Origin of the sequence: Mesorhizobium sp. L-8-3, from assembly GCF_016756615.1 — a bacterium.
GTDB lineage: Bacteria > Pseudomonadota > Alphaproteobacteria > Rhizobiales > Rhizobiaceae.
Genome location: NZ_AP023262.1, coordinates 7023975 through 7036985, shown reverse-complemented (window position 1 = coordinate 7036985; position 13011 = coordinate 7023975). Strand labels below are relative to the sequence as shown.

Below are 13011 nucleotides of genomic sequence, written 5' to 3'. Positions count from 1 at the left end.
TCCGGGCTGGCCATGACGACTGACGAAAACATGCCGCTGGTTCTCAGACGTCATGCCACCTGTCATCTGGGCGATTGCACTTACCCGCCAGAGCCCTGATGCACTACGGCTGACACATCAGCCCCAATCCACAGACAGCGCGTTCTCGTCTATATCGGAGATGAAAAAATGACGGGCATTGGCCGATCTGGAAAATCGCGCATTGGAGATGCTGGAGCCGGATCGAGCAGTTCGCGCTCGCAATCAGGTCTTGCCTCCGGGGAAGGCAGCCAAGGGTTCGGTTCCGTCCTGGAGCGGATGCGCTCTGAGGGAGGTAAAGGTTCACCCTCGGCTGGCGCTGCGCGAGGTGCCCATGATGACCTTGGCGGCAAATCTTCAGGCCCTTCCGTTCCCCCACATCGAATCCCGGCGGCTGCGCCACGTGCAGCCGCCGGGCCACGTGCGGCCGGTTCGCGGAGGCGCAGTGTTTCCTCAACGTCGGATGGTGAAGCCCTGGCGCCGGTCGCCAGCCAGCCGTCAACTTCGGGTGTGACAGTCCCCAGTTCCTCGTCAGGCGAAGTCATCAACGAGACAAAGCGACGAATGTGCTCGCTGATTGACGAAATCCAAGTTCTCGAAGAGAAGAGCCTGCATAGCGGAAAACCGATGGAGGGCTTCCGAGACGAGCTTGATCAGCTCGCTAATGCGGGCGCAGAACTTCTGGAATGCTACGCGAGCCTGCCCAAGGATGAGGCGCGCAGCACTCTGTCCGACGATGATGTGCGTCACTACCGCGCCGACGTGATTCATCGGGCGGACAGTGCCAACGAGCTGGCCCATACGATCTTCAAGAAGGAGGAACAGAACCGGAAGCGGATGGAGGACATTCTCCACAACTTGGTCAAATCCAATGCCACCCTCGACCAGCTGAGCCGATCGGCTCCCAGTATGGCGAAGTATCCCGTGGCCTGCGTGGAGCGTTGGGACAAGAAAGTACAGCGCCACGAATTGATGCGGGCCGTCTGCGTCGCGACAGCCGACTTACCAAGCTCAACAGCCGAGATGCGGCGGGAAGAAGAGGCCGCGCTGCGGCTGCACTCGGGCTGGGTTGTCAATTCAAAGATAATGCAGCTGCAATCGCGGATCAATCTCGCGCAGGTCAACATGGCCCCGCAGGCGATCATGCTCGAAGCACCCATCAGGGAACTCCTCATCGGTGACAACGGGCAAACGCGTCTGCTGGGTAACTTCATCGGCGAGGTTTTTCCGGCATTCGTCTCGACGGCCGAAGCTGTACTGAGGAAGGAAGGGCGCCCGCTCGACGCGGAACACTGCGCCGTTCTGGAAGGAGTTGTGGAGCGGCTTGCGGATTTTGCGTCGGCCTCGCACTCCGTGGTTGACAGGCTAAGGGATCACCAAGCAGGTGCTGGCCTCCCATTGGAACTGTTGACCCGGATCGTGGACGACGCCTGGATCGCTTCGGACGAGGTTACGGACCTCCTCGCACTGCAGCCGAAGCCGCCAGCCCCTGACCTGACGGCCGACGCTGCCGCTGCGATGCCGACTGGAACTGCCGGCAAGACTATGGTGGCCGAAAGCACTACAGCGCCCAGAAAAAAAGGAAAAGACAAGAGCAAGCAGGCCGCTGGCGCCGGGAGTTCGGCGGCCGGGCGGCCGGAGCCGCAAGTCGCTGCGGCCGTCAGCGACCCTGCGCCAGCAGCCAAGGTGCTCGTACGCACGGATTTAGGTACGAAGAAGCTCGTGAGTGCAGAGGAGGCGCAGAACAGTGCGTCGTCCGCGGCAGCACGCTTGGCGATCTTGCAAAATCCAACGACGGGGGAGAACACGAAGTCACTAGTCGCACGGTCGACCGAACTTTTGAAGTTCGATTTGCCTGCTCAGCAAAGTTTGATCTCCCGAGCGCGCTCCGGGAAGCCCGAGGACGTCGAACACGCCGTCGGCCTCGTGGTCCAGCGCCTGCAAACGCAGGCTGTCGAGATGGAGCCCTGCCTCCCAGCGTTGGAGGCGTCTCGTCTCTCCAAGGAGGGAAAGATGGACGACGTGCACCGACTAACGGTTCAGTTCAGGGACATGTTGGCCAATGTGCGGGGATTGGCTAAAGCTTGGGACGAACAAAAGCCTGATATGATCATGGATTGCATGAAGAGGTACCCATTTCCCTCGCAAAACCACCTTGAGCAGTTGCGGTCGGCCCGGGAGTTGACGCCTGCAGATCCCCCGTGCGCGTTGAACCCAGAGCCGAGCAATCTGTTCGAGATTAGGCTGCAGCCCAAGGCGCTGAGCAACCGTACACTACCGAGTCCAATGTGGGTGCACATCCACACGACACGAAAGATATATGCGCAGCAGTTGGCAACGCTGGACAGCGCCGAGTTCGCCGCTTGCCACGTCAAGTCCAATGAACAGCGCGGCCATAATCGGCAGTGGCAGACCTCCCGGGCTAAGAAGGGTTACGACAACGCAATCCACCGCGGCAAGCTCACCCCGGCGTTCTGTAAGTCCTTGTTGAGCGACCGGGCCGATATGCGAAATGGGCCGGCCTAACATCGGCATTTTGTGGATTCCAACCAGCTTAGTAGACAGAGGCGCAATCTGGGAAACCCCTGGCGGAGCGGCAGTGGCCTGGATCGCAGGTGTGGCTGATTCTCGCGATGGCCGGCATCGAGCAGGCACTGTAAAGTTATCAGCGGATTGATGCAGCGATAGCTGGCCGGGACGGCTGTCACGCTGCGGCGAGACACGCGATTTTGTTCCAGATTTGCATGGCGGCGTTACGCAGGTCTCGATGTTGAGCCGATGACAGCGTATTGCGGGGAAAGTGGAACAGGTTGGCAATCGGATCATGGATGGAAACGAACCGCTGAAGCTGGCGTGCCGACTTGAAGCGTTTCATGGTCCTTTCGCGTCGTCGGGTCGGCTGGTGCGAATTTTCCGCTCGATTATTGAGGCCTTTGTGCGACCGGTGTTCGACACCGGGCATGAGGTCGCGCCTGGCGGCATCATAGGACCGGAGCTTGTCGGTGATCATGACTCGTGGTGTCCGCCCTTGAGCCTTCAGCAACTTGCGCATCAGACACTTTGCCGCCTTGGCATTTCGGCGGCTTTGCACCAGCACTTCGAGGACCAAGCCGTCCTGATCGACGGCACGCCAGAGCCACTGCTTCTTGCCATTGATGGCCACCACACATTCGTCGAGATGCCATTTGTCGCCCAGGCAGCCGGCTGACCGTCGCTTGATCTCCCGGGCGAAATGCCGCCCGAATTTCTCCGCCCAGCTTCGAATGGTCTGATGCGTGACGATGATGCCGCGGGCCGCCAACATGTCCATGCGCAGGCTGAGCGGAAAGCGAAAGTAGAGCCATACCGCGTGCGCAATGATCTCGGCGGGAAAGCGGTGGCAACGATAAAGCGGATCACGAGCAACTTCTGACATGGCCCATGTTCGCACATCTTCATCAGCCGTCGGTTAACTTTACGGTGCCATACTACGCCATGCTGCAAGAACCAGCCATAGCCGCGTGACTCAAACCAAATGGCCTTCGCCAAACCCGGGACGGTTCTGAAACTCTCCGTCAGCTAATCGTCAGCCAAGCGATCTATCTAGACCTGCCGTGCCTAACCGGCCCGACGCTAACGGAAAGATAGTAGTGCAAATCCTAGTATAGCGAATTGGTGGCCCGTCCGATGCACACTACACGCGCATTGGCGAAGCTGACGAGGCGTGATTTCACTCATCAAAGCCTTCATACGCTAGGGCTCAGCGACATCAGCCCCAACAGCATAGGCAACACATCCTCGCCTATATCGGAGACGGAATATGACGGGCGTGAACCGATCTGGGAGATCGCGGACTGAAAAGAGAGTCGGCAGGACGGGGGAGGCGAGCAGTTCGCGCTCGCAATCAAGTCTTGCGCCTGGGGCAGGCAGCCAGTCGTTCGATACCGTCGTGGAGCAGATGCGCTCTGTGGAGATAAATAGAAGGACGCCCGCCGTGCCAATGGAGCGCGGTGCCGATGACGCCCTGCACGACAGGCCGTCCGGCCCCTCCGTTGGTATACACGGAACCCTGGACGCTGCGCGGCATGCCGCCGCCGCGCCACGTGCAGCCGGTCCGCGGCGGCGCAGTGTTCCGTCAATGTTGGAGGGTGAAACCCTGGCCCCGGTCGCCAGCCAGCCGCCAACTTCGGGTGTGGCAGCGCCCATTTGCTTGTCAGGCGACGAAATCAAGGAAAAGCGACGAATGGACAGTCTGCTTACGCTAGTGGGCATGCGCTTTAACGCGGCCAGGCAAGACCCGGGCGATGAAAAGCTGCTCGATCAGGTCATCAATGCAGGCTCAGCAGCTCTGCACCACTACAAGAGCCTATCCCCGGCTTTGGCGCGGACCATTGTGGACGACAACCAGTTGATTACCTGCCGCTACCTCGTGTGGGATGCGGTGCAAGAATATAGCCGCCTTGCCGAACCGACTATCCACAAATTGCAAAAAAAAAAGCTGAGGAAGAAGCGACCGGGCTGACTCAATCCACGGCTACCCCGGAGAGTGTGGTGGAGGCGCATGCGGCCTGCGTGAAATGGTGGGAAAAGAAGGTAGGGCACTGCGAACGGGGGCGAGCCGCCTGGCGCGCCACTGCCAGCTTGCCAAGTGCAACAGCCAAGATGCGGCAGGAAGAAGAGGCCACGCTGCGGCTGGCAACCGGCTCGGTAATGCATAGCAAGCTCGTGTATCTGCAATCTCGGATCGATCTCGCGCGGGCGAAGATTGAGCCGCAGGCGAGCACGTTCGACGCACCCGTCAGGGAAATCCTCATGGTTGAGAATGGGCGAGTGCGTCTGCTGGAAGCCTTCAGCGGGGACGTTTTACCGGCATTCCTTTCGACACAGAACGCTGTTCTGAGCAGCGGTGGGCACCCACTCGACGCAGATCACTGCGCCGTTTTGGAAGGAGTCATCGAGCGGCTTTCGGAGTTTGCGTCCGAGTTGCAAGTCATCCGGACCAACCTAAACGATCACCAAACAAGTGCCGACCTCCCATTGGAACTGTTGAGCCAGATCGTGGAAGGCGCGTGGATCGTCGGGCACGAGGTCATGCACTTGCTGGAACTGCAGCCGAAGCCGCCAGCCGTTGCACTGCCGCCCGACGCTGGCGCTGCGATACCAGCCGAAACTGCCGGCAAGTCTCGAGTGGCCAAAGGCACTCTGGCACTGCAGCCGAAGGCGCCAGCGCTCATTGCCTCGCCGGCCGACGCTGGCGCTACGATACAGATCGACACTGTCGGCAAGTCTCCAGTGGCCAAAGGCACTCTGGCACTGCAGCCGAACTGGCCAGCGAACATAGCACCACCAGCCGATATGGGCGCTGGAATACCGGCCGACACTGCCGGCAAGGCTGCGGTGGCAGGCGCCGCAGCGCGTAGGAAGCGGAAAGGCAAGGGCAAGCCGGCCGTTGGCGCCGGGAGTTCAGCCCCCGGGCGGGCGTCGCAAGTCGCTGCCGTCGACAGCGACACGGCGCCAGCAGACAAGGTTCTAGTGCTCTCGGATATGGGTACGAAGCTTGTGAGCGCGGAGGAGGCGCGTGCGAGTGCGTCGGCGGGCGCACAGTCGGCAAAGCAGGCGCCGCCGTCCATGGAAGCACTGACGCAAGAGCGCCAGGTGAAACCCGAGGACGCCCGCTACGTCGCGGAAACCGTGGTCGAGCGCCTGCAGACGCAGCCCGCCGAGATGCGGGCCTGTCCGGCCGCGTTGGATGAGCCTCGTCGACCAGGCCTGCTTGCGCCTGCACAGGTGCCCGAAGTGCAAGACAAAACAGTCCGGCTCAAAGGAATGTTGAACCAGGCGCAGGAACTGGCCAAAGCTCTGAACTCGCAATCAAGTCATGCCCCTGGGCAATCCAGCCAATCGTCCGATGCCGGCGTGGAGCGGACGCACTCTGGGCCCCAAGATAGAATGTCCTATGCTCGCGTCGTGCGAGGGGCCGACGAAGCCCTTGGCGACAAATCTGCCGATTACTCCATAGCTCCCCGCGGAGCCCTTGCAGGTTCGCGAGGCGCAACCAGTGGGCCGCGGCATGGTTCTCCCCAAGGTCGGCACGGCGAAGCGATGGGTAGGCAAGAAAGCTCTTTGCGTTTTGAGAGGTCCTGGCTCGGCGATCAAGAACCGAGTAGGTCGCAACCGGACACGCTCGCACGCCATGACCAAAGCCAGTCCAGGCCGGTTGCAGGACCGGAACGGCGGCGTTTCGACCATGTAGCTGCACAGAGCTTCGACGATGCACTACTTAATGACGCTTTGCACAAAATTTTCTTCGCACACGACATCAATGAATTCTCATACGCTGTGGTGGAGAACGACAAGAGGCTGCAGAGTCAGGCGCATCGGGCAACATTCCTGCGAAAGGCCGCTTCCGAGTTCACCCGTCACTTTGTTCCAAGATGGGAGGACGATGTCCGCGCCGGCAATACCTGGGGGTTCGCCACCTCATGCAACGCGACGAGCCGGGAGCCTGGAGGTCAGGCAGGCATGGAAGCTTGCAGGGCCATGGCAGCTCAGGTGTCGAGGCTCGGCAGGGCGCTGAACGATGTCGAAAGCAAAACGCTTTCGCTGTTCGTATTGTCGTTCAGTCGACATCCCCGATTGGCGGAATGTCGCAATGGAATGATCACAATCGCCAAGCTGTTTCATGAGCAACCCGGAGCGCTGTCGGAGCTCAACGGTCAAAGTCTCGCTCTGCTGGTCAACGGATTCAGCAAGTGGCCGGAACAGGAGAACGCTCGTAAGGCCACGGTAGCAGTTGCCGCCGAGATTCGCCGCCGCCCTGCCGGGCTCTCTGATTTTGATCCGCAGAACCTGGGTAACGTTGTGAACGGGTTGAGCAAGTGGCCGCTAGAGGAGGAGTGTTGCGGCGTTATCGATGCAATCGCCGGGAAGGTCTGTGGCCGCGCCGGTGAAAAAGCCGGCCTGTCTGGGTTTAATTCGCAGGCATTCGCAAACCTGGTGAACGGGTTCAGCAAGGCGCGGGAACCGGGGAACTCACATCAGGCGACCATTGTCATAGCCGATGCGGTCTGTCGCCTCGCCGATGAAATTGTCATAGCCGATTCGATCGGTCGCCTCGCCGATGAAAAAGCCGGCCGGACTGGGTGGTATCCGCAGGCGTTGGCGAATTTGGTGAACGGCTTCAGCAAGTGGCCTTTGGACTGCCGCGGCGCTATAGTTGCGATCGCGCGTCAGGTCGCTGGCGGGGCCGGCAAGCTGCCTGTGTTTGATGCGCAGGCATTGGCGAACCTGGTGAACGGGTTCAGCAAGTGGCCAGAGGACTGCCGCGGCGCTACAATTGCAATCGCCGCTGAAGTCTGTCGCCTCGCGGACCTCCCAAAGGCCGGGCTTTCTGGTTTCGATCCGCAGCACCTGGCGAACCTGGTGAACGGCTTCAGCAAATTGCAAGCGGCGGAGTGCTCACGCGCCACCGTTGCAATCGCCGGTGAAGTCTGTCACCGCGCCGGCCGCCGCAAGGGGCTTTCTGATTTTGATGTGCAGCACCTGGCGAACCTGGTGAAGGGCTTCAGCAAGTGGCCGCAAGAGGTGAATTTGGGTTACGCCACCAATGTGGTCGCCGGCGAGGTGCTTCGCTGCGGCGAGCCACTCTCTGAATTTCTTCCGCTGCACCTGGCGAGCCTAGTGAACGGCTTCAGCAAGTGGCCGCGATGGGAAAACTCACATCAAGCCACAGTTGCGATCGCCGGTGAGGTCCGTCACCGCGCCGACCAGCTGTCTGGGTTTGAACCGCAGGAGCTGGCAAACCTGGTGAACGGTTTCAGCAAATGGCCCGAGGACTGCCGTGGCGCCATCGTTGCGATCGCCCGGGCGGTGCCTCGCCGCACCGGCCGGCTGTCGGGATTTAATGGGCAGGATCTGGCGAACCTGGTGAACGGTTTCAGCAAGTGGCCTTTGGACTGCCGCGAGGCCATGGTTGCGATCGCCCGGGCGGTGCCTCGCCGCGCCGGCCGGCTGTCGGGATTCAATGGGCAGGATCTGGCGAACCTGGTAAACGGCTTCAGTAAATGGCCGCAAGAGGAGAACTCACGTCAGGCCACCGTTGCGATCGCTGGTGAGGTGCTTCGCAGCACAAACCCGCCCCCTGACTTTAGCTCGCAGTACCTCGCGAACCTGGTGAACGGCTTCAGCAAATGGCCGGAAGAGGAGGCCTTACGTCAGGCCGCCGCGGCGATTGCTGGTGAGGTGATTCGCAGCGCTAACCGGCTCCCTGATTTTACCTCGCAGCACCTGGCGAACCTGGTGAACGGCTTTAGCAAGTGGCCGCAGGAGGAGAAATCACGTCAGGCCACCGCGGCGATCGCCGGTGAGGTGCTTCGCGGTGCCGAGCGACTCTCCGGGGTTAATCCGCAGCAACTGGCAAATCTGCTCAACGGCTTCGACAGGTTTGCGGAAGAAGAGGCGTGCAGCCAGGCGATTTTGGAGATCGCGCGCAGACTCGGCCAGGCGGGTCAACCATTCCGTCATTTTGCCGCGCCCGGGCTCTCCAGTATCGCCAACAGTTTGGCGCGGGGGATCCTCAGGAGCGAGGACGCCGGAGAGATTGCAGAGGCCGCTCTGCTGAAAGATCGGCTGCACAAACTGGCTCATTATCTTCATTATGCCAGTGATCGTCTGGAGGAGGCCGACGCGGTGGGCGTCACGAGCATCTTGAAGGCGTTGGCCAAGGCTCAATTGTATGATGATCTCGGTTCGCTCGCAGGAGCAGGTTTAAATCGGCTCGCGGAATTGCATCGTGCCCCTGGCTTTGCCCATGAGAATAACCTCGAAACCATGGGCAATCTGTGCGCCGCTCTGCTGCCGCTGGCTCGCAGTCCGCGCAAGCAGCTGCTTTGGCACCGGCGGCCGGCTCTGAACTTGCTGAACGATATCCAACCGATCGTGGAGCACAAGATCGAAGCCCATCTCAGGGCAAGCGATGCCGAGCGGGCCCGCGGGCCGTACTCGACCCGTTGTCTGGCCCTGTCGATCTATCAAGTGCTCAAGGCCCGTGCGAGCCTGGCAGGGTTGCTGCGGCGGCCCTATGTCGAGGGCAACAAGCCCGATTTGCGTGCGAGGCGCGACGAGCTGCAGTCCAAGACCAAGGAAATCCTGGACAGCACGCGCGAGCTCGTCGAACGCGACCTTTCCAACATGAGCTGGAACCTGATCGCGCAGATCGAAGCGGAGGGTCCGACCGATGCGCTGGACACGTTCATGGCGCAGAACGCCGCGACGGTGCAGGCCCAAAATCGAGCGTCCGTCTTCGACGTCCATCAGACTTTGCGAGCCATGGACCACGAGCCCAGACCGCCCCAGGGCGAGGCGGGGCTGATGCGATTGCCGGTGGTCGACATGCAGGGCCGGCAACTGGCCACGGAGGCCGAGACACGCTATTCGATCTTTCATCGCCTGACCTCGGGGGCGGTGAAGATGGTCGCGGTGCAACTGCCCGGAAAGCCGAGCCCGTTCATGCTGGCGCGCACGTTGACCGTCGAGGGCGTGCCATACCGCATGGACCTGTTCGGCGGCAGCAAGTTAAAGCCGCCGCCGAAGACGCTTTCGCAGGTCGCCGCCCGCATTCCAGGTCGGGTGGAGGCAGCATCTTCCGGCGGAAAGCTGCTGGCCATTCCCTATGCCGAAACCGCACCGGGCACTGCGTTCGAGCAGCTATCGCGCTCTTGGGCGCCTTTCAAAGAGGCATATTACTACACTCAGCGCAGGGGGTTTGCAGCGCCACCGAATTTACAAGGTCTGGGGCCTCGCGACTACGCGTTGGAAGGCGCCTTCAAATTGTCGCTGCTGCCGGACCGCCCTGCCAACCAGGAACATCCCTTCAAGCTGATTGGGCCGGAAGGCCCGATCGCCTTGCGACCGTATGACGGCTGCGGTTTCATCAAGGCCTCGCTGGCCACGCGTATGCCAGCTGTTCGCCGGACCGGTCGGCAGGAAGGACCTGATCGGGTTCCTGCTTTTGGTGAGGGAAGGAGATCGTCCTTGCCTGCCTCGGCGCTGCAACATTATCCGCGCAGCGAGCAAGTGGCCGATGAGGCGCACGAGAAGGCCAAGACCTGGCTCGAGAGCAGAGAGGGGAAAGAGCTGACGGCCGAGGAGCTGTTTCGAACGGTGACTGTCGGACATATCGACGGTCCTGGCGCAGTCGCGGTACCGTCCGCTGATAAGTGTCTCCATGTGCCGACGCTCAAGAGCGAGACGTTGACGGGCAAAAGCGGTGTGCTGATCGGGCGGTCGCCCTACGACAAGCCCAACCTGCGCCCATTTTCCGCCGACCTGGTCAAGTCAGCAGTTGATGGGGACCCGACGGCAGCGTTCCTCGACACCTGCGTTGCTATCCAATACAGCTTTAATGTCGCCCAGAAGTCGGGGGAGGAACTCGCGGCCGACGATCCGACTTTCTTTGCCAAAGGCATCCTGATCGTCGTGCCGGACGAGATGTGGCCGGCCGCCCACGCCGACCGAGGGCTGGTTTTGTCTGCCGAGGACGTCAAGTCCCATTCGCACTGGACGACAGGCAAGGACCGCGTCAAGGAGGACACGCCGCTCGACTGCCTCGGCATCCTGCAGGCCACCGAGGTGTTCGCTCCGGGCTCCTTGGTTGCCGTCCCGACCGGTGAACAGAAAAAGCTTGACGGCGACTTCGATGGCGACACCGTCATCATCATCGGCGACCGGCCGCAGCTTTATGAGCATGTGCGCGAGTTCGATGAAAAGGAGCAAGCTCTCGGACTTCCATCGCTGAAGCCGCCAAAGTCGCATACTCCGGCGCTTGACGGCGACAAGTACCAGTTTGGTCGCGCCAGCCAGATTCTCGCCGCCACCCAGGATGTCCTGGAAACCTATAGCGGTCTGCAGCGAAACTTCCTGGCTCAATCCCATGAAGCGCGAGGCTGGTTTGCCGAGCGTGCCATCTTTGGCACCTACGAAGGCGTTCACCACGAGCTTCGGCGAGACATCGGTCAGTTGTTGGGCCGCGAAGAGGAGGTGAGTGGCCAGGATATCGAGACCGTGTTTGCGAGAGCGCGGCGCGAGATCGAGGTCGCCCGGCATCCGGTTGCTCGCGAAATGGCCGCGCTGCTGGTCGCCGACCTTGAGGCGTGGGCACAGAAGCCGGAACGCCTGCCCGAAACAGTCGGGCCCGTGAACGATGCAAAAAGCACGACGCTGAGCGCAGCAGTCTCAGAGTTGTTGCCGGATCTGGCGGATGCCTATCCGGTAACAAATCAGCCCCGAGACCGCATCCGGGCTTTGATCGACAACTATCCTGCGCGGATCGATCCTCGCCCGGACGGTTACAACCCGGATGACCTCGTGCAAAGCGCAAACAATCTCCTGAGCCTCGGCATCAAGGTCGGCACCGATGCCTACAAATCCAACACTGGCGCTCGGCTTTTTTCCAGGAAAAGCCAAGATCTTCAGCGGCTGCTGCATACGACGCCTGGCTTGAGGTCCGTGCCCTACGTCAAGGGCCTGGCAGCGTCTCTCAACCATGGAAGGTTTGATGTCGATGCAGCCTTGAAGGACCTGGAGGACAACCCCACGCTGACGGCTTCAGTCATGGAAACATCGATCAATCTCGCTGCGGAGCACGGCATTTTGCGCAGACCCTCCGGCCTTCGGCCCACCGCCGAAGCTGCCGAGATGATCCCGCTGACCCCCGAGGAGGCCTCAGAGCGCGCCCGAATTGAGGTTGCGCGCGCTACAAAAGAGGAGGGGAAAATCACCGCAGCGGCACTCAGCGTCGCCGCAAGCCTCAGGAAAATGGAGATCCAGGTGAAAATGCCTCATCTGGAGCGCCGGTTGAGATCGGAACGCTCCATAAGAGAGCAGCTCACCGGCACGAGCATCTCGTCCGGCAGCACTCCACAGCTGATCAGCAGCGCCGTACGCCACGTCTTCGAAATTCCTGACAACGATTTTACACGTGCCTTCAAGGCAGCCATTCTGGCCTTCGAGGAGCAGCACTACACCGAAATCGAGGTGACCAACTGGTTCAAATTCGAGCGTCCGAGTTATCTCGGCATACACACTGTGCTCGCCACCACAGAAGGCTACCGTTTCCAGGTGGAATTCCATACGCCAGCCAGCTACAGCGCCAAAGTTGACAATCACGACGCCTATAAAGAGATGCAGGAGCTGAAGCGCCGTGATGCTTTGCAGAAGGCAGAGAAACTCGAGCAGAAGGTAAGAGAAGGCAATAAGGCAGTTGACAGACCCGATAACGTGCTCAGCATAGCACACTGGAGGGATGGTAAGGATAGTGCTGCTGCAGCACCTGGATTGCGAGCTGTCGGACGATCAACAGAGTCGGAGATCGCCAAGTCACCGGAGGCAAAGGAGACTGTCGCTGCCCTCGGCCATCGGCCGGTCGTGCTTGTCGGTATGCCGAGCGCCGGGAAAACCACGATTGGCGCGCCACTCGCCAAGCGACTGGGGCTGCGCTTCATCGATACCGACCAAGAAATTCAGAAGCAGACCGGGAAATCGATAACGCAGATATTCAATACAAATGGCGAGGGCTATTTTAGGAAGCTTGAGGCGGAGGCAATCGCGCGTGTGCTCGAGCAAGGGCCCGCGGTCATCGCGACCGGTGGCGGCTCGTTGAACGATGAGCAGACCCGGCGACTCATCGCCGACAAAGCGGTCTCGATCTGGATAAATACCGACCCGCGGGTGCTACGACGCCGCCTCAGGAACGATACCACCCGCCCGCTGCTGCGGGGCTCCGACCGGGATCAGACGGTTCCCCAACTCATGGACGAGCGCAAGCCGTTCTATGAACAAGCTAACGTCAGGTTTGTCCCACCCCGCAAAAACGATAAACAGAACGCGGGCCCATGTCTGAAGGCCCTGCACGCATACCTGTGCCCCACGGGGGCCGACGCTCAGTCGCTTTCTAATATATCCCACGGCACTGTAAAGTTATCAGCGGATTGATGCAGCGATAGCTGGCCGGGACGG

Annotated in this window: 4 protein-coding genes; 3 read left to right on the top strand and 1 reads right to left on the bottom strand. The window is 60.8% G+C overall.

Annotated elements, in window-relative coordinates:
- Positions 1 to 168 precede the first annotated feature (168 nt).
- On the top strand, positions 169 to 2544 hold the full coding sequence (locus tag JN302_RS32625) for a hypothetical protein (protein ID WP_446720274.1): 2376 nt from the start codon (positions 169 to 171) through the stop codon (positions 2542 to 2544).
- Positions 2545 to 2722: 178 nt separating this feature from the next.
- On the opposite strand, the gene JN302_RS32620 is transcribed toward JN302_RS32625, so the two are convergent.
- On the bottom strand, positions 2723 to 3433 hold the full coding sequence (locus JN302_RS32620; RefSeq protein WP_202330401.1) for an IS6 family transposase: 711 nt from the start codon (positions 3431 to 3433) through the stop codon (positions 2723 to 2725).
- Between the two features lie 807 nt (positions 3434 to 4240).
- Between JN302_RS32620 and JN302_RS32615 the strand changes: the two genes are divergently transcribed.
- Positions 4241 to 4519: a hypothetical protein gene (locus tag JN302_RS32615; RefSeq protein WP_202330400.1), complete on the top strand. Its 279-nt coding sequence runs from the start codon at positions 4241 to 4243 to the stop codon at positions 4517 to 4519.
- On the top strand, positions 4480 to 12987 hold the full coding sequence (locus JN302_RS32610; protein WP_202334528.1) for a shikimate kinase: 8508 nt from the start codon (positions 4480 to 4482) through the stop codon (positions 12985 to 12987). The genes JN302_RS32615 and JN302_RS32610 overlap by 40 nt, the downstream gene beginning before the upstream one ends.
- The last annotated feature ends 24 nt before the right edge of the window (positions 12988 to 13011 follow it).